Below are 26,837 nucleotides of genomic sequence, written 5' to 3'. Positions count from 1 at the left end.
AAGAGGCTTTAACTGTACTAGCTCAGACCTGATCTGACAGTTACCCGTTTCACGGTGCCAGTGTCAGATTAGCTTTGAGCTAAGTTCTTCTCAGCCCAAATCTGCTTCCCATCGGTTAATGTTTCCATTGGCGTTCTGCCGCAGCACATTTTGCCCTGATGAGTCCTTCCATTGTTGTAGTATTCCAGCCACTCGTCCAGATCTTTCTGTAATGCTTCCAGCGAGTCATAGAGCTTTTTGCGGAAGGTGACCTGATAGAATTCATTCAGGATGGTTTTGTGGAATCGCTCACAGATCCCATTGGTTTGCGGATGTCGCGCCTTGGTTTTTGTGTGGTCGATATCGTTGATGGCTAAGTAGAGCTGATAATCATGCTGTTCCACTTTGCCACAATATTCTGTGCCCCTGTCTGTCAGAATCCGCAGCATGGGCAGCTCCTGAGCCTCAAAGAACGGCAACACTCTGTCGTTGAGGATGTCGGCCGAGGTGATTGGCGTTTTGGTCGTGTAGAGCTTGGCGAACGCAATTTTACTGTAGGTATCAACGAAGGTTTGCTGGTAAATGCGGCCGACACCTTTGAGGTTGCCGACGTAGAAGGTATCTTGCGAGCCTAGATAGCCGGGATGGTGTGTTTCAATCTCACCGCAGGCCTCATCATCCTGCTTTTTCTTCTCAAGCGCGGCAACCTGCTCATCGGTCAAAATGATGCCTTCGCTTTCAACTTTGGCTTCCAGTGCGGCAAGTCGCTTTTTGAAGTTTTCCAGATTATGTCTGAGCCATATCGAGCGAACACCGCTGCCTGAAACGAACACGCCTGCTTTACGCAGCTCATTACTTGTTCTGGCTTGACCGTGAGCGGGAAACTCAATGGCGTGAGCTATGACAGCTTGTTCGGTCTGCTCATCGACCCTGTTCTTGAGATTAGGTGTGCGTCTTGAACGGTTAATCAGCGAATCAACACCGCCTTCTTCAACCAACTCCTGATACCGATAAAACGTGTCACGAGACACGCCCATCACTTTGCAGGCCTTCGATACATTGCCCAGCTCTTCAGCCAGATTTAACAGTCCTGCTTTGTGTTTGATGATTGGATTGCTAGTATGCAACATGAGAGTTACCTATTTTGTTTTGATTAAAGATTCGACACCTTTATCAAAACGGGTAACTCTCATCTTTTCAAGAAGAAGTGTCAGATTAAGTCGAGACTAATTCACTTTAACTTGCCCCTACAAGCCATAAAAAACAAATGCTCATTATTCGGCGCGATAGCGTGGCTCAACTGTAAAAGTTTCTTTATGAATCGCAGCGAATGTTTCGGTACATTTTGACGATTATTTTCTCCGATTGATATCGTTACGTACTTATTCGCCCTGGCTTTTAGAACGCTTTGCGAGTATATGCGCTCTTCGTTGAAGTTACTCTCCTTAAACTTTTTCATAGATAATAAGGACGTCATGTTTCCCCAAGTAAAATAAGACATGAGGAAATAACCAAGTGAAAAACATTTTGTGATGGCCCCCGCAACTTCTATTCTCCGGGGCCCGAAAGCAATTTCAGCAGTTGCAACTCTTGGCTCTGTGTATAAATGCAGTTCTGGAGTGCTAAGTATTTGTTCAAAAAGCTTATTAAACGTTGAGTAGATTGGCTTTAAAAGGGACTTGAGTTCAGAGTCTGAATAGCCCTCAGTAGGGTTCAGTTCGCGTCTGAAAAGCCCTCTCGGAGAAAACCAATCCTTACAAGGTAACCCTAGTATAGTAAGCATGCACTTTATAGAACTTGTTCTTTTACGAGCTGTATTGACATTCAACGAGCCAAGCCTCACTTTTTCGACCTGATGCCTTTCCCACGCAATTATGGAATCGTGAGTTTCCAAGTCGAGATTCGACGAATCTACAAATTTCACATATCTTACAAGGTCATTGACATATCCAAACTTCGTTCTGTCTGAGTAGTTTTGATCATCACGAAGAGCTGTAAACCAGCGTCGAACAAGCTCGTCTCTATTTGCATATATACCGCCAGTTAGTTCCTTTTTTAGCGGCACATTGAGGTATCGAAATCTATTGAAGTCGAATTGCTGATACCGAGCTATCCCTACTTTCAAACTAATGATGAGGCTTTTATCTTGCTCAGATTGACTCATATAGCGACTCTTCAAGAATGGTATCTAGAAAGCTTGCTGCTTCTCTAACGTTTTTTTTACGCTCCAAGAAGTCGACGTACTTCCAAGTTGTTGCTTCACTACTGTGTCCCATCCATGCCATCATTTGTGTTACTGCGTCTTTTTGCATCCCTATCTCTAAAAGCGATGCAAGGCGGTACGTACAGTACGTGGCTCTGAGGTCATGAGTGGTATGAGAAAATAGCGAAGACGTTTCACGCTCAACAGCGTTTCTTAATCTTCTAAACGATTGCTGAACGTTGTTAGGACTAAATGGAGCACCTGATTTCGAGACTAGCAAAAATGAACTATTGTTCTTTTTGAGCCTTAGCCTGCGCCTTTTTGATTTTGCATAGCCAACAAGTAGAGCTCTGAGGCTGGGAGAGATTTCGACTTTTCTTTCTTTTCCATACTTTGTAGCTACACCATTCATCGGACCAATTTTCACTTCTGATTTATCGGAAAACTCAAGTTCCAACGCTAAACATAATGGGAAAGTACATGCTTCCTGTAATCTCAAACCTGATTGTACTTGCAAGAGTTGATGGATTATAAACTCTATGTTGAACGTGGAGAGTGCTTTCGCAAAGGGCTCTAGCTCATCTTTTGATAGCGGATTGAGTGATTGCACTCGCTCTTTTAAAGGAACTTTTACGCGAAGGTCCGTGCTACTGACAATGTAATGAGGGTTAAGATGATTCATCATTCCGGTGTTTCTGATTTTCACCATCTCGTAGTCAAATGGTTTACCGGATTCGTTAACGTTAAGAAATTTTTGGTGGATACACCACTCGTAAAACTTTACGACATGCCTCATGTAAAGAGATGCCGTAGAGAACTGGATTTGTCCTAGCCTTGCGTTTGTTAGTAAATTATCGTTTCTAAACCTATAGGTAGGTCTTAAATATTTAGCAGTCGGAAATTTATCCCAAGATAATGAGTTTTCTTCCAAGAAATTAAAGTAGCGCTTTAAAGCACGAACCGTGGAGTTTAAATCTTTCGCCTTCCTGTAGTTGACTAGATGATTTATCCAAAGATTTACAGGTGTAATATATTCGTGGTTTGAATAGTAAAAAGTTGGGATACCTTCCAGCTTAATATGCCCACTATTGGGTACCGAAAGGGGAAGCACAGAGAAGGGATTTGATTGAATCACGTAAGTCATGTACTACCCCGAATGAATCTAAGAATTTCTAAAGGGTAGTACATTTTCCAGAAAGTGCTCAGCTACAGTCTAACATTCCAGAACGCGATCTACATAGTAACAAATTCTTCGGCGCTGGTGGGATGGATAGCCACACAGGAGTCAAAATCTGCTTTAGTGGCACCCATTTTCATCGCCACTGCAAAGCCCTGGAGGATTTCATCCATGCCATGGCCAATACCATGCAGGCCAACAACTTTTTGATCTTCGCCCATACACACCAGCTTCATTCGGGTCGGCTGACGATGCCGGGTTACCGCGGTATACATAGCTGAAAACGAGGAGGAATACACGGTAATAAGGTCATCCCCATATTGCTGTTTGGCGGCTTCTTCGGACAAGCCCACTGTGCCAATGGGCGGGTGGGAAAAAACCACCGTAGGCACCAGGTTGTAGTCTAAAAAGGCATTATCCTGGCCGTTAAACAGCCGTTCGCTCAATAACCGACCGGCCTTGATGGCCACCGGGGTTAATTCAACGTGGCCAGTGATATCACCAATTGCATAGACCCCATCTGCCTGCGTATTCTGGTATTTATCAACCGTGATATAACCGCGCTGATCGGTTTGCACTGCGGTGTTTTCTATACCGATGTTATCTGTATTTGGTACCCGGCCGATAGCCCAGATAAGGCAATCGGTGTGCACAATTTCGCCACTGGTAAGATGAACACATAACTCGCCATCGGCGGTTTTTTCTACTTTTTCGACACCCGACTGTTTGTGCAGCTTCGGCCCTTCCTGTTCAATGACCTCAACCAGGGTTTCGTGAATGATAGGGTCGAAGTGGCGCAATGGCGCATCATGGCGAATCACTAAATCTGTTTTGGTACCAAGGCTGTGCAATACGCCGGCTAATTCTACTGCAATGTAGCCTGCGCCTACCACAATAGCCCGTTCAGGTTGCTGGTCTAAATCAAAAAAACCATCCGAATCAATACCGTACTCAGCCCCCGGGATATCGGGCAAACGAGGGCGGCCACCAGTGGCAATAGTAATATGTGGCGCACTATATTGCTCGCCGTCAACCTCGATAGTGTGGTCATCCACAAAGGTTGCATAACCTTTAATCAAGGTGATGTCATTTGTTGCCAATACTTTGCCGTAAGAGGCATGAATCCGCTCAATGTAGGCGCGACGGTTCGCCACCATTACCGGCCAGTTAAATTTGTTTAACGTAACGTCAAACCCATAATCTTCGGAATAACGATTAATGGCTTCGGCTACATTGGCGCCAAACCACATCGCTTTTTTAGGTACGCAACCCACATTAACGCAGGTACCACCAATCAGGTTGCTTTCGACAATAGCGACGCGTTTACCGTGCTTAGCGGCGCGGTTAGCTGACGCAATACCGCCACTCCCGCCGCCAATACAAATGTAGTCAAATTGTTTCATAGTTATCCCAGTCTAATCAGAGTCGGCCAGCGGGTAGTCTGACACGGTTATAAAAATCCCTCAAAAAATTGGTGCAATTGAGGTTTACGGAGTACCTTTTCTAATAGGTCTTTAGAAAAACAGTGGTCATGTCCGATTCATGCTTTGATCATAAGGTCGAATCTATAATTAGCAACGCAATGATGCAGGTGATTTGCGATTCACCTGATATTGATTTTCTGTTGGATAGTGTGGTTCGGTTGCTGGTAGACAATAATCTCGCCGCGTGGGGGGCGTCGATTGCACATTGGTACAATGCGTTGTCGGTGTCATCTCAACCGCCAGTGTATGTGGCTGGGCAAGGCTGGCAACAGCAATACCAACGCTGTCACGAGCAATGTAACACGCTTGAAGCACAGGGCGGCCCACACAGTGAACAAAATGTGCGGTTTTTAGAGAAGCCTCGCTTGCTGGTTATCAAATTGCAGGTAAAAGCCTATCCCGAACATTGGCTGCTATTTGAGTTAAGCGCCAATAACACACCTGACTTAGCTTGTATGTCTCGCTGGACTAAATGGTTGCAGTACGCTATCGATCAGCAACAAAAGGATAGGTTGCTCGAACAGTCGCAAGCACGAATAGAAGAAATGTCGCGGGGTATGGCAGAAACGATGGCGCAACTGGTGCAGGCAGAAAAAATGTCAGAGTTGGGAAAGCTGACAGCGGGTATTGCTCATGAAATTAATAATCCCATCGGCTATATCCGGTCTAACTTAGAGTCGATGACCGATTACACCGCCTCGTTTCGCGACATTTTTGCTCAGCTTAGCCAGCTCGAGCAAGAAGTCGGCGAATTACGGGTGCCACTGCAGGCCCTGCAAAAACAATACGATATTCAGTTTTTACTAGAAGATTGCGAAGATATTGTGCAAACCAATATCAAAGGTATTGACCGTATAAGCGGGATTGTGAGCGATCTGTACGCGTTTTCGCGTCGTGCAGACGGCACTTTTAAAGCGATGGATATACACCCGGTATTACAACGCTGTATCAATCTTACCCGAAGCCGGTTTGCTGATCACCATACAGTGGAACTTGATGTCAGCGCCGTTGATACACGGCTGCGCGGTGATACATCGCAACTTGAGCAGGTGCTAATGAACCTGATGTTAAATGCCGCCCACGCTATGCCCGGCGTCGGCACATTGACCATTGCGGTAAAGGGCGACGCACTGTGGCTGGAGATATCGCTGACCGACACCGGTACGGGAATGCCAAAGGCCACCCTCAACCGTATATTTACGCCCTTTTTTACCACCAAACCCACCGGGCAGGGAACCGGGCTGGGCTTGTCGATATCGCAAGGTATTATTCGCGCGCATGGTGGCACCATAGTCGCCACCAGCGACGTCGGCAAAGGCACTACTTTTACCCTTCGTTTGCCCCGCCAGCAAGATGGTTCACAATGAGGTTTCAGCTTCTTCGGGCTGCTCAGGTAGCGGTTCTGGTTTAATTAAAATAGCGAACGCACTGCCACGCTCCTCTTCAAACCGCACCAGTTTTTCAATCGTAGAGCTGGTAAATACGTGGCCCTCGGGCAATATGAGTAGGTGACTGTCATTGTACAAATTAGCGCCTAACACCATACCTTCTTTAAGCTGGCGGGCCTCATAAGAATTTTCAATGTATTTGGGTTTACCAATTTGCTCGGACTCCAGCAATAATGTCAAAATTTCCCCATCGTATCGGGTATTCAGATGCTTCTTCATTTCCAGCTTGGCTTCCCGCGGGGCAATATCGGAGCCTGTGACCCGGCCCGATACCAAGCGCCAGTAGTCTCTGGCGATAGCCAGAATACGCGCGCCAACCGGTATTTCTTTGGCTACCTTTTTGTTCAATCCAGACCCATTGAAATGCTCAAACTGCATTTCGATGATATCTGAGACGGGCTGCAAATGATGCGCCGGGGCCAGAATCAGGGCGGCTTGACGCGTTTGCGATAAATAGGCTTTTTGCTGTTGGTAATTTAACGAGGCAAATGCTGGTTTAAATTCCTCCGGGTCTAAGCCCAGACAGCCCAGCTCACAGATAAGGCCGGCATATTTGGTGGTTTTGACAGTGTCTTTATCACAGTCAAATTCTGTTGCAAGCAACGCTGCCAGTTCACTGACTTCAATGGCAAACTTACCGTTAATAGCCGGGTTGATACTAATGACATTAAATAGGACCTGCTCCAGCGCGTGATGATTTTTTTCTATCTTACTTAGCACCGCTTTAATTTGCCGGGTACGCTTTTGAATGGTCTGCTCCTGCAGCAGGTTGATATCTTTTAGCTTTTTATTCTGTGCACGGGTAAGCAATTGTAAACGCGCATTTTCATCTTTTAATTTTACCCGTTCCAAACCTTCTTCGATGGTGTTTATCAGCTCCTGATTATCCCAGGGTTTTTGCAGGTATCGATGAATTTTACCTTGGTTTACCGCTTTGATAGTCGAATCAATATCGGCAAAGCCGGTAAGGACAACCCGAAAGGTATCGGCATAGTGTTGTGCTACTTGCTCGAGTAACTCAGCGCCTGACATGTGAGGCATTTTCATATCTGAAATGACCACATGGATGGTTTGCGAACCTAACGCCTCCAATGCCTGTATACCGCTTTCAGCAAACACCATATTGATGTCCATTTTAAACAGCGCACGTTTAATCGCCCGTAAAATATTGGGCTCATCATCAACAAACAGCACGGTATACTTCTTTTTAACCGGCGGTGCTACTGAGCTCATTGACTCTCCTAATTGCTGACAATTTAGTAAAGTGCATCTGATAAGTGTAGCTCTGTATAAGGAAAAAAACAGGGGGCCAAACTTATCCATTAGGTGCAGATAACGCCTAGCCTACGAGCAGGCAGGCGCAGTAGTGTAATTCCCGCATCTGTAAAGCTACGCTGATTAGGGCCGCTTTACCGCTACACTAGCTGGCGATGTATCAGGCTTCGCCCATACACTGTTCCAATATTTCGGTTAAAGCATGATTAGAGAATGGTTTTGCTAACACTGCATCAGCGCCCATTTGCAATGCACGTTCAAGGCTGGTTGCGTCCAGCGCAGAGATTACAATAATTTTTAACTGCTTATAGCGGGCCTGTTCGCGGGTAAACTGAATAACACTATAGCCGTCCATCCCCGGCATACTTAAGTCAAGTGTCATTAATGTAGGGTTGTGCTGGCTTAGCATAACCCCGGCCTGAAACCCGCCTGTCGCGATAAGCGGGTCAAAACCGGCACGCCGCGCCACCCGCTGAATTGACTTCGCCACGGGAAGTTCATCATCGACAATCAAAATTGAGGGGGACGCCTTATTTTTAAGCGGCTCCGGGATGGGCATATCGTGCTGCTCAAGAAACGCCAGGAAATCTTCTTCCAGCACCCGATTATTGCCCCTGCCGGGAAGTTTGAAACCTTTAAGTTTACCGCTTTCGATCCAGCGGATAACCGTGCGTAAATTAACATCGCAGTAGGTAGCGATTTCTCCGGAGGTCAAAGTCTTCATAAAATTCAGGCGTCATTAAAATAGGTTACTAACAGGTATAGTTGAGCATTCGCGGTGCGACAAGTAGGCCTTTAGTATACTTTGTGACAATAACAGCAGGTGAATATAAACAGATAAGCGGGCCGTCCTGCCAGGGGATGATTTGTCGGGCGAAGGCGCGGGAGCGCAATACCGGGCGATCAAAAAGGCCCACTTAAGGGTATAAGCAATACGTATCTGCGCCAGTAATCCAATACCTCTGACTTGTTTTTGGCCGGGTGCAACCCTACATTCATGACATACATCTGAATAAAAGCGAGAGTCATATGACACAACCTGCCATTGAGCTGGTAGACGGCCTGCCCGTCTTTTCCCAAATTACCCCGGAACAAATTAAACCGGCTATTGAAAAAGCCATAAGCCATTGTAAAGAGACCATTGATGAGGTGGTCGCCTCGGGGGATTACAGCTATGCCAATGTCGTTACCCATATTGAAGAAGCTGACGATCGGCTAAGCAAAATGTGGTCGCCGGTATCTCATATGAATTCAGTGGTCAGTAACGATGCGCTACGCGAAGCGCATGACAGCTGTTTGCCATTATTATCTGAATACGGTACTTGGGTAGGCCAGCACGAAGGGTTGTACAAAGCCTATACCAGCCTGCGTCAAAGTGATGAGTTCAAAACACTGGATGAACAGCGCCAAAAGTATATTGAAAATACTATCCGGGACTTTACGCTTTCTGGTGTGGCCTTACCGGCCGATAAAAAAGTGCGTTACGCCCAAATCAGCGCCCGTTTATCAGAGCTATCGTCTACTTTCAGTAACAATGTGATGGACGCCACCATGGGCTGGACTAAGCATGTGACTGACGAAGCGCAATTACAGGGAATGCCTGAATCAGCGCTGGCCGCGGCGGCCCAAGCTGCCCACCAAAAAGATTTGCAGGGCTGGTTGTTTACCCTGGATATCCCGTCCTATTTGCCGGTAATGCTGTATGCTGATAACCGCGATTTACGGGAACAAATGTATCGGGCCTATGCTACGCGGGCGTCAGATCAAGGCCCTAATGCGGGCAAGTGGGACAATACTGAAATTATTCAGGAAATACTGGCGCTGCGGACCGAGTCAGCCAAAATGTTGGGATTCGATAGTTACGCAGAATACTCACTATCTACCAAAATGGCGGCCTCGACAGACCAGGTAACAGGTTTTATCCGTGACTTAGCAGAGCGCTCGTTGCCGCAGGCCAAGGCTGATTTAGCCGAAGTGCAGGCGTATGCGCAGGACCATCATAATGTATCTACATTACAAGCTTGGGATATTCCGTATTACAGCGAAAAGCTGAAACAAGATAAATATACGATTTCAGACGAAATGCTGCGGCCTTATTTCCCCGAAGAAAAAGTACTGCATGGCTTGTTTGAAACGGTACATCGTTTATATGGCCTTAAAATTATAGAGCAACCTGGTATTGATACCTGGCACGACGATGTTCGCTATTTCACTATTACCGATGCGGCGGATGCTCTGCGTGGTAGTTTTTATCTGGATCTGTATGCCCGCGCGAACAAACGTGGTGGGGCATGGATGGACGAGTGCCGGGTACGGCGTGAATGCAGTAATGGTGAAATCCAACTGCCAGTGGCCTTTCTGACGTGTAATTTCAATGGGCCGGTGGGCGACAAACCTGCTTTGTTTACCCATGACGAAGTGGTCACGCTGTTTCATGAATTCGGTCATGGCCTGCACCATATGCTAACTAAAATGTCGGTAGCGGGGGTATCTGGGATTAACGGGGTGCCCTGGGATGCAGTTGAACTGCCAAGCCAGTTCTTAGAAAACTGGTGTTGGGAAGAAGAGGCGTTGAGTTACCTGTCGGCTCATTATGAAACCGAGGCGCCGCTCCCCAATGACTTGCTTGATAAAATGTTAGCCGCCAGAGATTTCCAGTCGGCTATGCAAATGGCCCGGCAGCTGGAATTCAGCTTATTCGATTTTACCCTGCATCAGCAGGCGGGTGACGAGGTCGACGTTCAGCAGGTGCTGGATGCGGTGCGTCAGGAAGTCGCCGTTATCGTGCCTCCTGATTTTAATCGCTTTCAAAACAGCTTTGGGCATATTTTTGCCGGTGGCTATGCAGCTGGATACTACAGCTACAAGTGGGCGGAAGTGTTATCCTCGGATGCGTTTAGTAAGTTTGAAGAAGATGGCATTTTCAATCGCGAGACGGGACAGGCCTTTTTACATAACATATTGGAGATGGGCGGTAGCCGGGAGCCTATGGACTTATTTGTAGCCTTTAGGGGACGCGAACCAAAGGTTGATGCGCTATTGCGGCATAGTGGAATCAAGGCGTAATGGCAGCAGAACCCTTCGATACCCTATATCGTCGGGCCTGCGAGCGTAAGGGCGGACAAGCAGGGCTTGAAAGGCTGTTAAGTCAGCCCCTTACCTCTGCGCAGGTAGCCGCAATACCCAACGACAGGGTATTGGCCGCAATGACCAAACAAGTCTTCAAATCAGGCTTTGTATGGCGGGTAATAGAGCAAAAGTGGCCGGCATTTGAAGAGGTCTTTTTCCAGTTTGATGTGGATAAAGTTCTGTTGATGCCGGATGAAATGTTAGAGCAAAAAGCCACCGACAAGCGGATTGTGCGAAACTATAAGAAAGTAATGACGGTGCGTGAAAACGCTATGCTGATTGCTGATCTTAGCCGCGAGCATGGTAGTTTCGGGCAGTTTGTCAGTGGTATTGCGCCACAGGATATTACTGGCTTATGGCAGCTGCTGAAGCGACGCGGGGCCAGGCTCGGCGGCAATACGGGGCCGTATATGCTGCGCGCATTGGGCATTGATACTTTCTTGCTGTCACAAGATACGTTGACATATTTGCATCAGCATGAAGTTTATGACGGCGGGGCTACCAGCCAGCGAAGTTTAGCCGCTATCAACAAACAGTTTATGGATTGGCAGCAGCAAAGCGGACGTCCATTGTGTCAGCTGAGCCAAATTGTGGCGTACAGCTGGGGCAGCAATCGCACTTAACCCTGAACCAGCCGGTCAGCCTCGCCAGGGCTGGCCATCCCGCTATAATTTCCCTGCTCAGGCCGCTCTTAATTAGCATGAATTTAACCCTAAATGACTGTTGCTGACGGGCTTTATTAGTTACACTTCCGAGCATAACTGAATATGCCAACAGGACAGGTATGAGCGACGCAAACACACCATCTGGTACCTCCGATACCCAGGCCACGCCCACTACGCAGCAAACCCACTTTGGCTTTAAGCAGGTCGATAAGGCGCAAAAGGCGTCTTTAGTGGCTAACGTGTTTGATTCTGTAGCGGCTAAATACGATGTCATGAATGATTTGATGTCATTGGGAATCCACCGTCTTTGGAAACGTTACGCGCTTGACTGTTCTGGCGTAAGAGCCGGGCATAAAGTATTGGATATTGCGGGTGGCACGGGCGATCTGACCGCAAAATTTTCGCGCATGGTCGGTCCCGGTGGTTCAGTCACCCTGGCCGATATCAATCTTTCCATGCTTAAAGTAGGTCGCGATAAACTGCGTGACAAAGGATTGGTTGGCAATATTGATTATGTCCAGGCCGATGCCGAAAGTTTGCCTTTTCCCGATAACTCGTTCGACGTGGTCACCATGGCATTTGGCTTACGGAATGTGACAGAAAAGCAAAATGCGCTTAATTCAATCTATCGGGTGCTGAAGCCCGGAGGCCGCTTGCTGGTATTGGAATTTTCCAAACCGGCTTCCCAGCACCTATCTAAAATATACGATATTTACTCGTTCCATATTTTGCCCCGGATGGGCCAGATAGTTGCGAATGATGAAGAAAGCTACCGCTACCTGGCAGAGAGCATTCGTATGCACCCTGACCAGGAAACGCTCAAAGGAATGTTTGAGCAGGCAGGGTTTGAACAATGTGACTACACCAACCTGACAGGCGGGATTGTGGCATTGCATCGTGGATACAAATTTTAATGCCAGCCAGTGCTCTGTTAAGTGCAATAGCTGAAACGGCGATTAATCGGGTACTGGCACTGGATGAAGATAGCCAGGCCAGACTGCTTCCGCTAAACGGTAAACGGCTGACTTTGTATATTGACCAGTTTCCGCATGCGTTAACCTTGGTGTTTTCGCAGCGGGTAGACGTACTCACGGAACTCTTAGAACACAGCGAGCTAGTGGCACAGCTGGATGAAAATAGCTGTTGTATACGTACCTCTCTGGAAGTGTTGCCCAAATTGACCCAAACCAGCCAGCTAACCCAGTTAATACGGCAAGGTGAGCTGCATTTGGATGGCGATTTACATATTGCTCAACACACCGCCGCACTCTTTGGCCAGTTGGATATCGATCCGCAGGAATGGTTGTCGCATTATACCGGCGACGTAATCGCCCATCAGGCAGGCCAAACCTTAGCTGGCTTCAAAACCCAGATAGCCAATGCGCTGGCGCGTTCACGTGCTGGTATCAGTAATGCCCTCACCGAAGAAAAACCCATCGGTGTAGGTAAGCTGGCGGTAATGCACTTTAACGATGAAGTCGATGCATTACGCGATGACGTACAACGTTTTGAAGCCCGCCTTAATGCCCTAAACAACGAGCAGTGATCACCTTTGGTTATGCGAATTTTTCGGTTGTATCAAATCAACAAGGTGCTGTTACAGCACGGTTTAGATGAACTTATCCCTGATCGCTGGATGCCCTGGTATGCCCGAGCCATGCGCAGGTGTATTTTTTGGATAAATAACCAGTACAAAGATAAAACCGCTGGCCAGCGAATCACCCTGGCGTTGCAATCTTTGGGGCCGGTTTTTATTAAATTCGGGCAGATGTTGTCAACCCGACGTGACTTGCTACACCCCGCTATTGCCAACGAGCTGGCCCGGCTTCAGGATAAAGTTGCGCCATTTCCTTCCGACAAAGCCCAGGACATTATCCGGCAATCATTGGGTATTACCCATCTGGATGAGCTATTCAGCGACTTTCAGGTTGAGCCCCTGGCTTCGGCTTCTATTGCCCAAGTTCATGCTGCTACCTTGCGTAGCAATCAAAAGAATGTGGTAGTAAAGGTGCTGCGTCCGGATATTCGCAAAACCATTGAAGCGGATATGGACCTGTTGTTCACCCTGGCCCAGGTGCTCCAGAAGTGGTTACCTGATGGTAAACGTTTACGGCCGGTTGAAGTCGTCACTGAATATCAAAAGACCCTGGTGGATGAGCTGGATTTACTTCGCGAGTCGGCCAACGGTATCCAGCTAAGACGGAACTTTGAAGGGTCTGATGCTTTGTACATACCCGCCATTTACAGCGAGCTGTGTCGGCACAACGTATTGGTGATGGAGCGAATTTACGGTATTCCAGTGTCTAATATTGATGCTTTGCTGGCGCAAAATACCAATATGAAGCTGCTGGCGGAGCGGGGCGTAGAGGTGTTTTTCACCCAGGTCTTCCGAGACAGCTTTTTTCACGCTGACATGCACCCGGGCAACATTTTTGTTTCCCCTGAAAACCCATCCCAACCTAAATACATTGCTATCGATTTTGGGATTGTGGGAACGTTGAATAAAGAAGATAAACGCTATCTGGCCGAAAACTTTGTGGCATTTTTTAACCGGGACTATCGTAAAGTTGCCCAACTTCATGCGGATTCGGGGTGGGTGCCAGCAGATACCAATATAGACGAATTTGAAATGGCCATACGTACTGTATGCGAACCTATTTTTCAAAAGCCGTTGGCCGATATTTCCTTTGGTAATGTTTTACTGCAACTGTTTAATACCGCCCGGCGCTTCAATATGGTGGTGCAGCCCCAATTGGTATTGTTGCAAAAAACGTTGCTGTATATCGAAGGATTAGGGCGCCAGCTTTATCCACAGCTGGATTTATGGAAAACCGCAAAACCTTTTTTAGAAAACTGGATGCAGGAGCAGGTGGGTATCAAGGCCATGCTTAACAAGGTAAAAAGTAATTTACCGTACTGGTCGGAAAAGCTGCCTGATATGCCCGATTTACTGCATGATAGTATGTTGCAATTAAAGGCACTGCCTATTCAGCAACGCAAAGAACACCAGCGTCTGGTGGATATGCAAATACAGGCCACCCGGGCTGCTCATTATAGTATTGTTGGCGCCACCTTTATTATTGTGGCCGCTATTTTGCCTATATATGATTTACCCTGGGGGCTGACGGCACTTAGCGCTACAGTAGGCGTAGGCTGCTGGATGCGTTCTTGGCGAAAGGGACACCGGGAACAGCAGTAACGTATTTTGCGAAGCCGCCGAAACATGAAATTTTGATGATTATTAACATTCAATCCCTATTTTATGTATCAATTTTAAAAATACCTGTTATAGTGTTCTTGGCTGTTTTAGCCCCAGTCTTTAACAAGACGTGATTATATTTGTTTCTGCGTTGATGTATAAATACTCAAGTTACACCTGTGATTTGCTGTTAGTGGTTTGTTCATTCCAAAGTAAGACCCAAATAAACTCGTCAGGTTTAAAGACGTTTAGTTATACGCGAAAGCGATATTTATAGAGATTTTTGAGGTCTACATGTCTAAAGTTACAGGTACCGTTAAGTGGTTTAACGCTGATAAAGGTTATGGTTTTCTAACTCAGGATAGTGGTGATAAGGACGTTTTCGTTCATTTCCGTGCTATCGTGTCAGAAGGCTACAAAACGCTTAACGAAGGTCAACGCGTTGAGTTTGAAGTTGAGCAGGGTCAGAAAGGTCTGCAAGCTGCCAACGTGAATGCTATCTAAGTATTCCTAAAAACAGCAGTCGTGTGGCTGCTGTTTTTTTATATGTCACAGTCAACCGCAATATGACGGCACTGTGGCATTGCTTTAAAATAAGCCTGATAATCATCCCACCTTTTCAGCTTATTCCTATCTCTGTTATTCCCCCTAATTATCATTCTTTGCTTTATCGTTTCGGCTTTAGCAAATAACCAATATACCATAACGTTACACCCGTACTGACTTGCTAGCTGTTGTGGCCAGTGCTGGTTGGCCAACTCTTGGGTAAAAGGAGCACACAACACTACGTTAGTGTGGGGCAGATTATCGTTAGCCATTGCAAACATTGCCTGATAGACCGGCTGGCGAAAAGCGGTTTTATACAGGGTACTGTCCCGATCGTCAGGATCGTGCCCGGCTAAGCGCAATCCTGCGTGTACTAGTGGCTCGCTAACGGTATCAATATCTATAAAGCAAGCATGCTGTGTTTTGGCAAGCTGCCCGGCCCAGGTAGTCTTACCGACAGCTGGCTGCCCGCAAACAATGAAGAGTGTGTACATAGTTGGTGCTGGATTTTGATGGCACTATGATGGCAGTATGTAATGGTTATTGTCCGGTGGCTACTATTTGGTCGCAAGAGGAGGGTTTGATGTCTGTATTATTACGTAACTTGGTAGCCGCTGTAGCGGTGATCGGGTGCTTAGCGACCATAGCAGAAGCGAAAACGGAACCAGTAGCCACCTTATTTGGACAGTCTGTGACGATTGAGCAAATTAGCCCCGCGCCTGCCAAACTAACTAAGCTGGCCCGCGACATGGGCGTAAGTAAAGACATGGCGATTGCCAGTTTTCAGCACAATGAACTGGCTCGTCAGATCTTGGATGCAGTAATGGCTGATTATGCTAAGCAGCACAATATAACAGCGGATCCCGATTTAGTGGCACGTTTTATTGAGCGCTTTGCCAGCCAACATGCTGCAACGACGAAAAATGGCGCCACGTCATCTGCAGGCAACGATAATAGTTTACCCGGTATTGCACAAAAACAAGTGCTGCAGTGGCAAATAGATAAAGCATTGTATGCTGAGCTAGGTGGCACAGTTGTGTTTACCCAACGCAATCCACAATTACCTGTAGAGGCCTACCATACTCTGCTGCAACAATACGCCAAGGCGGGAAAGGTAAATATTACCGATACGCGTTTTAGCGCATTATTCTGGAAAGCATTTGAACCACCATACCGGTTTGAAATTCCCGCCGGGCAGGTTAGTTTTGCTAAGCCATGGTGGCTAACCAGTCAGGTAGTCGAGTAATTACCCCACGGGCCTCCACCTTGAAAATCACCGCATAGGGCTGCGCTATCTCCGTTAGCCCAGTTAGCCCAGTTAGCCCAGTTACCTGGGTCATCTTAGCTATCCCGGCTGGCCTTAGGTCTTTTCTCTTGTTCGGGCAATGAAGTTGGGCTGCCCCAAGCCAAGGTGGCCCCGTTAAAAGCACGATGGTAGGGGGTTATGCTTACTTATTAAACGACGGGGTAGAGAAATAACGTTCTGCGCCATCAGCCAAAATAGTGACAATGTGCTTATGTCTATAGGCCGGTTGGCAGCACAGTCGGGCGGTAGCGTGCATAGCCGCGCCCGAGGATATACCTACCGCAAGTCCTTCGCTAGTGGCCAGCATCCGCGCATAGGCGATAGCTTCGTCATCATCTACCGTCATTATCTTATCTATACACCCGGTATCTAAAATATCTGGCACATGGCCTGAACTGAGCCCCTGGATATTATGCACTCCACTGCGATTTTCACTTAGCACCGGACACCGGGCGGGCTCTACTGCAATAACTTGCAGTAAGGGATTATGTTTTTTCAGCGCATGGGCCAAACCGGTAATGGTGCCCCCGGTGCCTACGCCTGCCACAATGACATCAACCGCACCTTGGGTATCGTGCCAAATCTCGCTGGCTGTGGAAGCTGCATGGGCAAAGACGTTCGCTTTGTTAGAAAATTGATTTAACGATACCGCGCCCGGCGTGGCCGCCACTAATTCACTGGCGTGATCGATGGCTCCCTTGGTTCCCAGCGTTTTGGCCGTGGTAATCACGGTCGCGCCATAGTGTTTAATAAGTTGCTGTCGTTCCACCGACATGTGCTCAGGAATAACAATGGTGACAGCGATGCCGTAAAGGGCGCCTAACCAGGCACATGCTACGCCGTTATTCCCCGATGACGCTTCAATAATAGTGGTGTTGCTATTAAATTCAGGACTAGCCATTAACGCCTGCATCATGGCCAATGCCGGGCGGTCTTTAATTGACCCTGCCGGATTAAAATATTCCACCTTAGCCATTGGTGTACAGTGCCACTGCTGTAACGCGGCTAGCCGCTGTAAGCGAATAAGCGGTGTATGGCCGATGGTTTGCGTAATATCGTCGAAGATACGCGGCGCGCGCGTGTAAGGTGATAAGTGGCGATGGCTGGCAAGCATGATTCCGAGTCCTTGTTTACAGGTAAGTAACGTCGACAGTTAGTGTGGCACTGCACGGGGAGAGAATTTGCTTAAAGCACCGTGTTTATCTATGCTAAAAAAGAATCTAATGCTGCATAAGCGCTAATAAATGAAAAATATTGCTATAGATAAAATAGACAAAGAAATATTGTCATTGTTGCAACGACAGTCGGATATGCCGGTGGCGGATATTGCTGAACAGGTTGGTCTGACATCAACGCCATGCTGGCGGCGCATCCAACGCCTTCAGCAACAGGGGATCATCGCGCAGAAAGTTGCCTTATTAAACGCGGCTGAACTTGGTTTACACATGACCGTTTTCGTGCAAATAAAGGCCGCGCGGCACGATGGTAAGTGGTTAGATAATTTTGCTAATCACGTCTCGGCCTTTGATGAGGTAGTGGAGTTTTATCGTATGAGTGGTGAGTATGATTACCTGCTTAAAGTACTGGTAGCGGATATGGCCAGTTTTGATCATTTCTATAAACGGTTGGTCAAAGGTATAGAGCTGAACGATGTGACCTCCAGTTTTGCAATGGAGCAGATGAAATATTCCACGGCGTTGCCGTTACACCACTTGTAGTGCTTCCCTGCGAAATACGGGTAGTGTGTGCAATAGTGTATAACCGCTATACCCTGCAATGGCTGAGGTTAGCCAACAACCTGAACGGTATAGGTTCAGCTTGTTGGGGTAGCCCACTGTGATAGCATGAAACGAACCATTTTGCTGAGGAACCCCCTATGAGCACCACCCCATTAGCCTGTTGGGACGATATCCTGTTACTCAATACCCAGCTGAATACTGAAGAACGAATGTTAGCTGATGCTGCCCATCAGTTTTGCCAGCAAACGCTGCAGCCCGGTATTGTGCAGGCAAATCGGGATGGCGTGTTTGATCGAAATATCATGCGCCAGTTTGGCGATATGGGTATGTTGGGCGCCACGATAGAAGGTTACGGGTGCGCCGGCGTCAACTACGTATCCTATGGGCTACTGGCCAGAGAAGTTGAGCGGGTAGACAGCGGTTACCGCAGTGCTATGAGTGTGCAGTCTTCGCTGGTGATGCACCCGATTCATCAGTTTGGCAGTGATGCCCAAAAAGACCAGTATTTACCCAAGCTCGCCAGCGGGGAATGGATTGGGTGCTTCGGCCTTACTGAGCCAGACGCAGGCTCTGATCCTGCCAGTATGCGCACTAAAGCGGTCAAAACCTCAGGGGGATACCGGCTTACAGGCAATAAAATGTGGATAACAAATTCCCCGATTGCTGATGTATTTATAGTGTGGGCAAAAAATGAAAGTGAAGATGGCAGCATCCGTGGTTTTATATTAGAGCGCGGCATGCAGGGGCTAAGTACGCCCCAAATACAGGGAAAATTGTCACTGAGAGCCTCGGTCACCGGCGAAGTGGTAATGGATAATGTATTGGTACCTGAACAAAATATGCTGCCGGGTGTGAGCGGTTTAAAAGGGCCGTTTAGTTGTTTGAATATGGCGCGCTTTGGTATTTCGTGGGGCGCCATGGGGGCAGCAGAGTTTTGCTGGCATGCGGCGCGACGCTACGGTTTGGATCGCAAACAATTTGGCCGCCCGCTAGCGCAAACCCAGCTCTTTCAAAGTAAACTGGCGGACATGCAAACCGAGATTGCATTGGGTCTGCAGGCGGCGTTACAGGTAGGGCGGTTAATCGACGCCGGGCAGTTTGACCCGGCAATGATTTCGCTTATCAAGCGCAATAATTGCAGCAAAGCATTAAATATTGCCAGAATGTCCAGGGACATGCATGGCGGGAATGGTATTGCCGATGAGTTCCAGGTAATGCGGCATATGGTAAATCTGGAAACTGTGAATACCTATGAGGGCACCTACGATGTGCATGGGCTGATATTGGGCCGCGCTCAAACCGGCCTGCAGACCTTTTTTTAGCATGACAAAAAGGCAGCCACAGGCTGCCTTCACACTAACTCCGCCATTACCTGTCAGTAATAACTGAGTTTTTCTGATTTACCGGCAAAGATGCGATAGACCATAAAGGTGTATGCCAAAATACACGGCACCACAATTGACGCCCCGACCAGCAAAAAGCGTAGGGAATTTGCATCCGCTACTGCGTCCATAATGGTAAGCTCGCCCGGCACCACGAAGGGGTAATAGCTTACGCCGAAGGCCCCGAAACACAGTACAAACACCAGGAGTGCTATACCAAACGGCAGCCATTCGCCCCGGCCTTCTGCCGCCGGCAGTCGTTTTAATACCACTGCACACAAGCCTAACAAGGCAAAGCAAGCTATGGGGATGGCCATCAGTACATAGCCCCAGGGCGCTGATAGCCACAGATTACGCACCTCTTCATGCAAAAACAGATTAGCCAGGCTTACCGCAATAATGCCGCCTGCCAGTATCCCTAAGCCGCGTCTGGCCCAATAGAAGGCTTTTTGTTGTAATTCGCCTTCGCTTTTGAGGATTAACCAACATGCTCCAATAAAGGCATACGCTGCGGTCACGCCAAGCGCAGACAACAACGCAAAACCTTGTGCGGCCCAGTCGGTCCGCAGGCCGGTGACCCAAATACCCAGCATATAACCCTGCGCTAAAGTCGTGAGTAACGAACCGTATTTAAATGTCAGGTCCCACTTGCGTTTTTTTACCTGGGCAACTTTAGCCCTGAAGTCGAATGACACGCCGCGCAGGATCAACCCTACCAACATGAAAGTGGCAGGAAGATACAGCGTTTGCAGAATATCACTGTGCGCTTCAGGAAAGGCAAACAATAAAAGTCCTACTGCCAGCACCAACCAGGTTTCATTGGCATCCCAGTATGGCCCGATAGATGCGATCATGTCATCGCGAAAGCGCTCTTCGCGTGGAGGAATCAGCAACCCCACGCCTAAATCATAGCCATCCAGCACCGCGTACAGCAGTACTGCTAAGCCCAGTAAACCAATATATATATTCGCCAGCGTATCTATCGACAAATTTTCAAATGGCATAATATGCTCCTGTTAAGCTTTAGCCGCAGCGTAGCGAGCGGCCCTTGCCTGGTCACGTTCTTCACTGGTTATTTCTTCTATTTCAATAGATTTGCGACACATCAAAGTTAACGTGCCCATGTAGGCCACCAACAATACGCCATACAGCAGGGCGTATAATGTGAAAGACAGTGCAACATTCCCACCCGGCAACCCGGTAACCGCGTCAATAGTCTTCAATACGCCCGTTACCAAATACGGCTGACGACCTACCTCGGTAACGTACCAGCCAGCCAGGGTAGCTATCCAGCCGCTAAAGCTCATGGCCATGAACACTTTATTCAGCCACCCCGGCAGCGCATTGTTACGCCATAGGTAATAGCTTCCAAGCCAGGCGCAAAGCAGCATAAACATCCCCATTCCTACCATCACCCTGAAGGCAAAGAACACAGGTTTAACTGGCGGATGTTCTCCTTTAAATTCATTCAATCCCTGAATTTCCCCATCTGCGCTGTGGGTAAGAATTAAACTGGCTAACCGCGGTACCCCAATTTCAAAATGGTTGGTACGGTTTTCTTCATCGGGAATGGCAAACAACAGTAACGGTACTTCGCGCTCGGTTTCCCACAAACCTTCCATTGCGGCTACTTTTTGCGGCTGATGTTCAAGGGTGTTCAGCCCGTGCATATCGCCCGCGAAAATTTGTAGCGGGATTAATATGGCCGCAGTATAAGTGGCCGTTTTTAACGCGATTTTGGGCGCTATTTTATCGTCACCTTTAACAATGCGATAAGCCGACAACCCCGCTATAAGAAAGCTGGCGGTTAAGCCAGACGCCAGTAGCATGTGGGTTAGGCGATAAGGAAACGACGGATTAAAAATAATTTGTGACCAATCTTTGGCATAAATTACCCCGTCAATAATTTCGTGGCCCTGGGGGGTGTGCATCCAGCTATTTAACGAAATTATCCAAAATGCCGAGATGGTTGTACCTATCGCAACAATTAGAGAGGATAACGTATGCAACCAATTAGGTACCCGGCGGCTACCAAACAGCATAATGCCAAGGAAGGTCGCTTCTAAGAAAAAGGCGGTGAGTACTTCATAACCTAATAGAGGGCCTGCCACGTTACCGGCTTTTTCCATAAACCCTGGCCAGTTAGTACCGAACTGAAATGACATGGTTACGCCGCTGACTACGCCAAGTGCGAAGGTGAGGGCAAATACTCGCACCCAAAAACGATAAATACGCATCCATACCGGATGGCCAGACACGTTCGAACGCACTTTAAAATAAAATAAAAACCAGCCCAGTGCGATAGTGATAGTGGGAAACAGAATGTGAAAGCTAATATTAAGTGCAAACTGAAGTCTCGAAAGCATCAGTACGTCCACAGTAACCTCCTTTATTGCTGCGAAGACTTACCCGGCAGCAGTTTATCTTTAAAGTCGAGCATACGGCCTAAACCCGAACCTAACTTCATCAGCGTATGAAGCTTTTCAGGACCTAAATTTTGTAACTCCTGAGACCACGCCGTTACCGATTCCAATAAATCATGAATCTCATTTAATTTACTTTGTACTTCCTTATCTTGTTCACCTATTGGCGTATCTAACATTAAATCGCGCAGTAGGGTTAAGGTTGGATCAATTTCACGCTTACGTCGCTCTTCAAATACTCGGTTGGCTAATACCCAGATAGTCCCGGCGGGTACAAAAAACTCCTTTCGTTCACCGGGTACAATTTGTTGTTTAACTAACTGCCAGGACTGCAGCTCTTTTAAACCCATACTGGTATTGCCCCGGGAAATATTCAGTGCGTCAGCAATTTCCTGGGCGGCGACCGGTTTTTCACTCAATACAATAAGTGCCAGTATTTGGCCTACCGTGCGGTTAAAGCCCCAGCGACTGCCCATTTCACCAAAGTGCATAACGGCTGACGTTACCATCGGCGACATTTGCATTATTACTGCCTTACAAAGTTTCAGAAATTACTGAAAGTTTATTACATATGAATTGACCGATCAAATCTTATCCATAAATTGTTCATTAAACGCCTGTAATGAACCCCAAAAATCTGGTCGATCCAGTTTTACGGGAAACGAAAACTTTCGTGAAAATGTGGGTAAAATCCTTTAATTTAGGTGAAAGTTAGATAAATATTGCTTATTTCATTCATCTTTTTCCTATAACTAAACGCTAAAATCGAAAGTAGTTCTTTAATGCTATTGCTAATGATAACTATTATCACTAGCATTAAAAGACTGGTTATTTTCGTTTATCACAGGAATGATATGCAAAACGCTAACGTCGCATTACTTTCTTCAGCGCCCTTTAATACGCCTATCGGCAAGTCCGTTAACGACTATTTATTTTGTCCGCAAAACCTCAGTGATTATCAAATTGGTGCTCTGCAAAGCCTGACGCTGGTCAATAAAGCCATGGTCAATGCCCGCCAGCCTTTTTCCGGTGTCTCGCCACACCGACTGGCACAGCAGGTCAACCAGATCAACCTGGCGACACCAGCGGCTTCATTTGAGAATGTGCTAAGTGAGGTGGAATCAATTTATCTGAATAACGCCGTTTACTTTCATCACCCTGACTATGTTGCGCATTTAAACTGTCCGGTAGCCTATCCTGCGGTACTGGCAGAGCAAATACTTAGCGCCGTAAACACCTCTGTGGATACCTGGGATCAAAGCGGTGGGGCAACCTTAATAGAACAAAAGTTAATTAACTGGACGTGCGAGCAGCTTGGCTTTGATTCACAGGCTGACGGTATTTTTACCTCAGGCGGTACGCAATCCAATTTAATGGGTATGCTGATGGCCCGGGAACAGGCCGTAGCCCGCTATTGCCCTGAGCATTGCGTAAAGCATCAGGGTTTACCTGCCATCGCCAGCAAGTTTCGTATATTTACCTCCCAGCTGAGTCACTTCAGCATTCAAAAGGCAGCTGCGTTGCTGGGATTGGGTTATGAATCTGTCATCGCTGTGGCCACCGATGCACAGTTTAAAATGGATCCAACGGCGCTGAGCCAGGCCATTGACACGGCTAAACTGCATGGATTGATTCCCATCTGTATCAATGCCACCGCAGGAACTACAGATTACGGCAGTATTGATAACCTTGACCAGCTAGCACAGATAGCCCGCCAACATGCTATGTGGTTTCACGTCGATGCAGCGTACGGCGGCGGGTTACTGCTAAGCGAGCAGTATCGTCATCGGTTGAGCGGTATAGAACATGCTGATTCTGTCACCCTGGATTACCATAAATCGTTTATGCAGCCAGTAAGCAGCAGCGCCTTTTTATGTAGAAACCGACAGCATTTTAGCCATATAACATTGCATAGCGATTACTTAAACCCGCTTTGCGAAAAAGACCAGGGCTATCCTAATCTGGTCGATAAAAGCCTGCAAACTACCCGCCGTTTCGATGCCCTTAAATTGTGGATGACCCTACGTATGATGGGGCCGGCTCTGCTGGGGGAGGGCATTGATAATATCCTGGCTTTGGCCCGTCAGTGTTACGACCTGCTCTATACCCATCCTGACTTTGAAGTACTAAATGATCCTGAATTGTCGGCAATTGTGTTTCGCTTCGCGCCGGCTGGGCTGACTAATACTACACCGGATGAATTGAATCCGGCTATTCGCGACGCTTTTTTGCAATCTGGTGAGGCCATGATAGCCCGCACCCAAGTAGCCGGGGCGCATTATCTGAAATTCACTTTACTCAATCCAGCCACCACCATCACCGATTTACAGCGGGTGGTGCAACGCATTAGCGAGCTTGGATGGGCGTTAATGAGGGAGAATCAATAATGACGCAGGTATATGATTTTATCGGCATCGGATTAGGCCCATTTAACCTAAGCCTGGCGGCCCTCACGGCGCCCCACCAACACATAAATGCAGTGTTTTTTGAGCAGCGGGAAAATTTTAACTGGCACCCGGGCATGATGCTAGACGATGTTACTCTGCAAACCCCGTTTATGTCGGATCTGGTTACCCTGGCCGACCCCACCAGCGAATACAGTTTTTTAAACTACGCTAAGCAGCACAATAAACTTTACGCGTTTTATATCCGGGAAGATTTCTTCTTGTTACGGAAAGAGTATAACCAGTATTGCCAGTGGGTTAGTCAGTCGCTTAGCAATATTCGTTTTAAGCATACGGTCACCAAAGTGAGCTTTGACGAAGCCGAGCGGTATTATCAGGTGGAGGTAACTAGCGGGCCTACCACCACGGTGTATTACGCGCGGCATATCGTACTGGGTACCGGGCCGCAGCCATTTTTACCAGAGTGTGCCCGCCAGTCGAATCCACAAGTATTGCATTCATCTGCGTACCTATCTCGTAAAGCACAGATGCTAGAGGCAAAGCGGATTACGCTGGTGGGCGGGGGCCAAAGCGCTGCAGAAATCTACTATGACTTATTGCAGCACCAAGGTGATAACGGACCGCATATTGACTGGATAACCTCTTCGCCTCGCTATTTTCCGCTGGAATACACCAAGCTAACGCTGGAAATGACCTCCCCAGAGTATGTGGATTATTTCTACCAGTTGCCGCAACCCACCCGCGATACCCTCAACAAAGCACAGAAAAATCTGTACAAAGGTATTAACAGCGAACTTATCAATAAAATTTACGACCTGCTGTACCAACGCAGTTTGGACGCACCGCCCCGAACCCGCCTGAAAACTCACAGCCGATTAGTTGCGCTGGATAACTGTCGTCAGCAGCGCGATATAAGCCTGACCTTTCACCATGAGGAGCTGGATCAACACTATCGTATACACAGTGACTATGTAGTGATGGCCACAGGTTTTAATTACCAGATGCCCGGGTTTCTGGCACCACTAAAAGAACATCTTTCCTTTGATAAATTCGGCCGCTTCGCGGTTAACCGACAATATGCGATTGACCGGGCCGGCCAGGGGGTGTTTGTCCAAAACGCCGAACAACACACGCATGGCTTTGTCAGCCCTGATTTGGGTATGGCATGTTACCGCAACAGTATTATTCTCAATGCCATTGTCGGTGGCGAGGTGTATCCGGTAGAACAGCGTATCGCGTTTCAAACCTTTGACCTGGATGATGTCGAATGTGTCAGGCATAAGGAAGATGCCGCATGACACTGCGTTATTGTTTGATTGCACTGACGTTAATATCGGTGGTTTGCGATACTTTACTGCTGCCATTTTATCCGCAGTTTTTTGCCCAGGAATTTCAACAAAACTCTGCGCAACACGTGGGCTGGTTTGTGGCGGCCTGCTGCGCCACGGTGATGTTTAGTTTTCCGCTGTGGGCTAAACTTGCACGGCATCTTAGTGAGTTACACATATGGGTGGTGACGCAAGTTATCGCGGCGGTATTCGGCATACTGTGCTTTTGGGCCCAGACACTATGGCAGTTTTGGTTGTTTGCCCAGCTTATGCTGGCATTCAAAGCCAGTTATTTATTGATCTACCCTTATGTACTTAGGCTGGAAGCACGCCACACCCACCTCGGGCTGGTTGGGTTATTTTCCGTACTGATGCATTTTGGGGCAATCGGTGGCGCCTTGATTGGTGGAGTACTGTTTACCCAATTCTCTCCCCGCTATGCCTTTTTAATTTCTGCGGCCGGCGATGTGGTTCAGGTGGTATTGTGCCTTTGGTTAATTCGGCATACGCAGGCCTCTTACCGCCAGACCAGTGCGCCCTCGGCCACCCCTCGAGCCCGTATTCCAGCTTTTATCTGGCGTTTTGCGCTGGTTTCTATGGTGGTGTACTTCAGTGCATTTTTAGCCCGCCCGTTTTTTGCTACACACTGGTTACGCATTGACCCGGCAGCCAGCGAACTGGGCGCGGGGGTGATTTACGCTATCCCTGCTGGAATGGCATTGCTCATGTTGGTATTTAATCACTACCGGCGTTGTATACCGCTAGCTACATGGGAGCGCCAGCGTACTTTTGCCGTGTCGTTGGGGGGCGCTGCCGCCGGCTTATGGTTACAAGGCTTCTCATCTCCAGAGTTGGTGATTGCCGGCCGATTGCTACTGGGCATTGCCATGTTTCAGGTCACCGTATTGCTTGAAGTCATGCTATTTGCTCGTAGTGAGCCTGCTTTTTATGCCAGCGATTTCGCTAAAGTCCACTTGTTTCAGAATATCGGCATTATCGGCGCATCCTTTGTCGCCGGTTCTCTGGTTTCCTATGCCAGCACCACGGCCACCTTCCAGGCAGCCGCGCTGGGATTTCTGATTATTTTTATATTGTTCACCGGCTGGTTACTGCTGGCGCCAGCAAAACACTACCGGCCGGTCAGCTAAC

At 47.8% G+C, this 26,837-nt stretch carries 24 protein-coding genes; 13 read left to right on the top strand and 11 right to left on the bottom strand.

Annotated features, from left to right (window positions below; all coding sequences use genetic code 11):
* Positions 1-68: 68 nt before the first annotated feature.
* From D0Y50_RS16975 to gorA, 4 genes are all read right to left on the bottom strand, one after another.
* A complete protein-coding gene (locus D0Y50_RS16975) occupies positions 69-1,109 on the bottom strand; it encodes an IS481 family transposase (protein ID WP_117315792.1) in 1,041 nt (346 codons plus the stop codon).
* Between the two features lie 101 nt (positions 1,110-1,210).
* A complete protein-coding gene (locus D0Y50_RS16970; protein ID WP_176582465.1) occupies positions 1,211-2,143 on the bottom strand; it encodes a hypothetical protein in 933 nt (310 codons plus the stop codon).
* On the bottom strand, positions 2,130-3,326 hold the full coding sequence (locus D0Y50_RS16965; RefSeq protein WP_108568727.1) for a tyrosine-type recombinase/integrase: 1,197 nt from the start codon (positions 3,324-3,326) through the stop codon (positions 2,130-2,132). Before D0Y50_RS16965 ends, D0Y50_RS16970 begins: the two co-directional genes overlap by 14 nt.
* Before the next feature lie 89 nt (positions 3,327-3,415).
* The gene (gene gorA, locus D0Y50_RS16960; RefSeq protein WP_108568728.1) at positions 3,416-4,762 is read right to left on the bottom strand and encodes a glutathione-disulfide reductase; all 1,347 of its coding nucleotides are present in this window, start codon (positions 4,760-4,762) and stop codon (positions 3,416-3,418) included.
* Positions 4,763-4,941: 179 nt separating this feature from the next.
* On the opposite strand from gorA, the gene D0Y50_RS16955 reads away from it, so the two are divergent.
* A complete protein-coding gene (locus D0Y50_RS16955) occupies positions 4,942-6,210 on the top strand; it encodes a sensor histidine kinase (RefSeq protein ID WP_170145542.1) in 1,269 nt (422 codons plus the stop codon).
* Here the strand turns inward: D0Y50_RS16955 and D0Y50_RS16950 are convergent.
* Both D0Y50_RS16950 and D0Y50_RS16945 read right to left on the bottom strand, forming a co-directional pair.
* Positions 6,202-7,524, bottom strand: coding sequence for a response regulator (locus D0Y50_RS16950; RefSeq protein ID WP_117318148.1), 1,323 nt, complete (start codon positions 7,522-7,524; stop codon positions 6,202-6,204). The genes D0Y50_RS16955 and D0Y50_RS16950 overlap by 9 nt on opposite strands.
* Positions 7,525-7,726: 202 nt before the next feature.
* Positions 7,727-8,290: a response regulator gene (locus D0Y50_RS16945; protein ID WP_108568731.1), complete on the bottom strand. Its 564-nt coding sequence runs from the start codon at positions 8,288-8,290 to the stop codon at positions 7,727-7,729.
* Positions 8,291-8,595: 305 nt separating this feature from the next.
* On the opposite strand from D0Y50_RS16945, the gene prlC reads away from it, so the two are divergent.
* From prlC to cspE, 6 genes are all read left to right on the top strand, one after another.
* The gene (gene prlC / locus D0Y50_RS16940; protein ID WP_117318146.1) at positions 8,596-10,632 is read left to right on the top strand and encodes an oligopeptidase A; all 2,037 of its coding nucleotides are present in this window, start codon (positions 8,596-8,598) and stop codon (positions 10,630-10,632) included.
* Positions 10,632-11,318 carry a DNA-3-methyladenine glycosylase I gene (locus tag D0Y50_RS16935; RefSeq protein WP_117318144.1) on the top strand — a complete coding sequence of 229 codons (687 nt, stop codon included), beginning with the start codon at positions 10,632-10,634 and terminating at the stop codon, positions 11,316-11,318. The genes prlC and D0Y50_RS16935 overlap by 1 nt, the downstream gene beginning before the upstream one ends.
* 161 nt (positions 11,319-11,479) lie before the next feature.
* Positions 11,480-12,274, top strand: coding sequence for a bifunctional demethylmenaquinone methyltransferase/2-methoxy-6-polyprenyl-1,4-benzoquinol methylase UbiE (gene ubiE, locus D0Y50_RS16930; protein ID WP_117318142.1), 795 nt, complete (start codon positions 11,480-11,482; stop codon positions 12,272-12,274).
* Positions 12,274-12,906, top strand: coding sequence for a ubiquinone biosynthesis accessory factor UbiJ (locus tag D0Y50_RS16925; protein WP_117318139.1), 633 nt, complete (start codon positions 12,274-12,276; stop codon positions 12,904-12,906). The genes ubiE and D0Y50_RS16925 overlap by 1 nt, the downstream gene beginning before the upstream one ends.
* Positions 12,907-12,918: 12 nt before the next feature.
* Positions 12,919-14,559 (top strand): ubiquinone biosynthesis regulatory protein kinase UbiB, encoded by a 1,641-nt coding sequence (gene ubiB, locus D0Y50_RS16920; protein WP_108568736.1) that lies wholly within the window; start codon positions 12,919-12,921, stop codon positions 14,557-14,559.
* 294 nt (positions 14,560-14,853) lie between these two features.
* Positions 14,854-15,063: a transcription antiterminator/RNA stability regulator CspE gene (cspE, locus tag D0Y50_RS16915; RefSeq protein ID WP_108568737.1), complete on the top strand. Its 210-nt coding sequence runs from the start codon at positions 14,854-14,856 to the stop codon at positions 15,061-15,063.
* Positions 15,064-15,101: 38 nt separating this feature from the next.
* Here cspE and D0Y50_RS16910 read toward each other — a convergent pair whose 3' ends face one another.
* On the bottom strand, positions 15,102-15,599 hold the full coding sequence (locus tag D0Y50_RS16910; protein ID WP_117318137.1) for an AAA family ATPase: 498 nt from the start codon (positions 15,597-15,599) through the stop codon (positions 15,102-15,104).
* A gap of 89 nt (positions 15,600-15,688) precedes the next feature.
* Here D0Y50_RS16910 and D0Y50_RS16905 point away from each other — a divergent pair, with 89 nt between their 5' ends.
* Complete coding sequence (locus D0Y50_RS16905; protein ID WP_133175155.1) at positions 15,689-16,351, top strand: hypothetical protein; 663 nt, start codon at positions 15,689-15,691, stop codon at positions 16,349-16,351.
* Between the two features lie 202 nt (positions 16,352-16,553).
* Here D0Y50_RS16905 and D0Y50_RS16900 read toward each other — a convergent pair whose 3' ends face one another.
* Positions 16,554-17,525: a PLP-dependent cysteine synthase family protein gene (locus tag D0Y50_RS16900; RefSeq protein WP_117318135.1), complete on the bottom strand. Its 972-nt coding sequence runs from the start codon at positions 17,523-17,525 to the stop codon at positions 16,554-16,556.
* 130 nt (positions 17,526-17,655) lie between these two features.
* Here D0Y50_RS16900 and D0Y50_RS16895 point away from each other — a divergent pair, with 130 nt between their 5' ends.
* Positions 17,656-18,129, top strand: coding sequence for an Lrp/AsnC family transcriptional regulator (locus D0Y50_RS16895; RefSeq protein ID WP_176582464.1), 474 nt, complete (start codon positions 17,656-17,658; stop codon positions 18,127-18,129).
* A 158-nt stretch (positions 18,130-18,287) separates the two neighbouring features.
* A complete protein-coding gene (locus tag D0Y50_RS16890; RefSeq protein ID WP_117318133.1) occupies positions 18,288-19,472 on the top strand; it encodes an acyl-CoA dehydrogenase in 1,185 nt (394 codons plus the stop codon).
* A gap of 53 nt (positions 19,473-19,525) precedes the next feature.
* Here D0Y50_RS16890 and D0Y50_RS16885 read toward each other — a convergent pair whose 3' ends face one another.
* Genes D0Y50_RS16885 through D0Y50_RS16875 form a run of 3 tightly spaced genes read right to left on the bottom strand, consistent with a single transcriptional unit; the run spans position 19,526 to position 22,479 of the window.
* Positions 19,526-20,536: a cytochrome d ubiquinol oxidase subunit II gene (locus tag D0Y50_RS16885; protein ID WP_108568742.1), complete on the bottom strand. Its 1,011-nt coding sequence runs from the start codon at positions 20,534-20,536 to the stop codon at positions 19,526-19,528.
* Positions 20,537-20,548: 12 nt separating this feature from the next.
* Positions 20,549-21,910 carry a cytochrome ubiquinol oxidase subunit I gene (locus tag D0Y50_RS16880; RefSeq protein WP_108568743.1) on the bottom strand — a complete coding sequence of 454 codons (1,362 nt, stop codon included), beginning with the start codon at positions 21,908-21,910 and terminating at the stop codon, positions 20,549-20,551.
* Between the two features lie 11 nt (positions 21,911-21,921).
* Positions 21,922-22,479: a GbsR/MarR family transcriptional regulator gene (locus D0Y50_RS16875; protein ID WP_108568744.1), complete on the bottom strand. Its 558-nt coding sequence runs from the start codon at positions 22,477-22,479 to the stop codon at positions 21,922-21,924.
* Positions 22,480-22,809: 330 nt separating this feature from the next.
* Here D0Y50_RS16875 and D0Y50_RS16870 point away from each other — a divergent pair, with 330 nt between their 5' ends.
* From D0Y50_RS16870 to D0Y50_RS16860, 3 genes are read left to right on the top strand one after another with little or no spacing between them, the layout of a single operon-like run.
* Complete coding sequence (locus tag D0Y50_RS16870) at positions 22,810-24,342, top strand: pyridoxal phosphate-dependent decarboxylase family protein (RefSeq protein ID WP_117318131.1); 1,533 nt, start codon at positions 22,810-22,812, stop codon at positions 24,340-24,342.
* The gene (locus tag D0Y50_RS16865) at positions 24,342-25,658 is read left to right on the top strand and encodes a lysine N(6)-hydroxylase/L-ornithine N(5)-oxygenase family protein (protein ID WP_232366293.1); all 1,317 of its coding nucleotides are present in this window, start codon (positions 24,342-24,344) and stop codon (positions 25,656-25,658) included. Before D0Y50_RS16870 ends, D0Y50_RS16865 begins: the two co-directional genes overlap by 1 nt.
* Positions 25,655-26,836, top strand: a complete 1,182-nt coding sequence (locus tag D0Y50_RS16860) for an MFS transporter (protein WP_117318128.1) — start codon at positions 25,655-25,657, stop codon at positions 26,834-26,836. The genes D0Y50_RS16865 and D0Y50_RS16860 overlap by 4 nt, the downstream gene beginning before the upstream one ends.
* The last annotated feature ends 1 nt before the right edge of the window (position 26,837 follow it).

The sequence above is a fragment of the Salinimonas sediminis genome (genome assembly GCF_003429285.1).
Classification (GTDB): domain Bacteria; phylum Pseudomonadota; class Gammaproteobacteria; order Enterobacterales; family Alteromonadaceae; genus Alteromonas; species Alteromonas indica.
The sequence above is the reverse complement of the archived record's forward strand: the minus strand, read 5'-3'. Positions and strand labels throughout refer to the sequence as shown.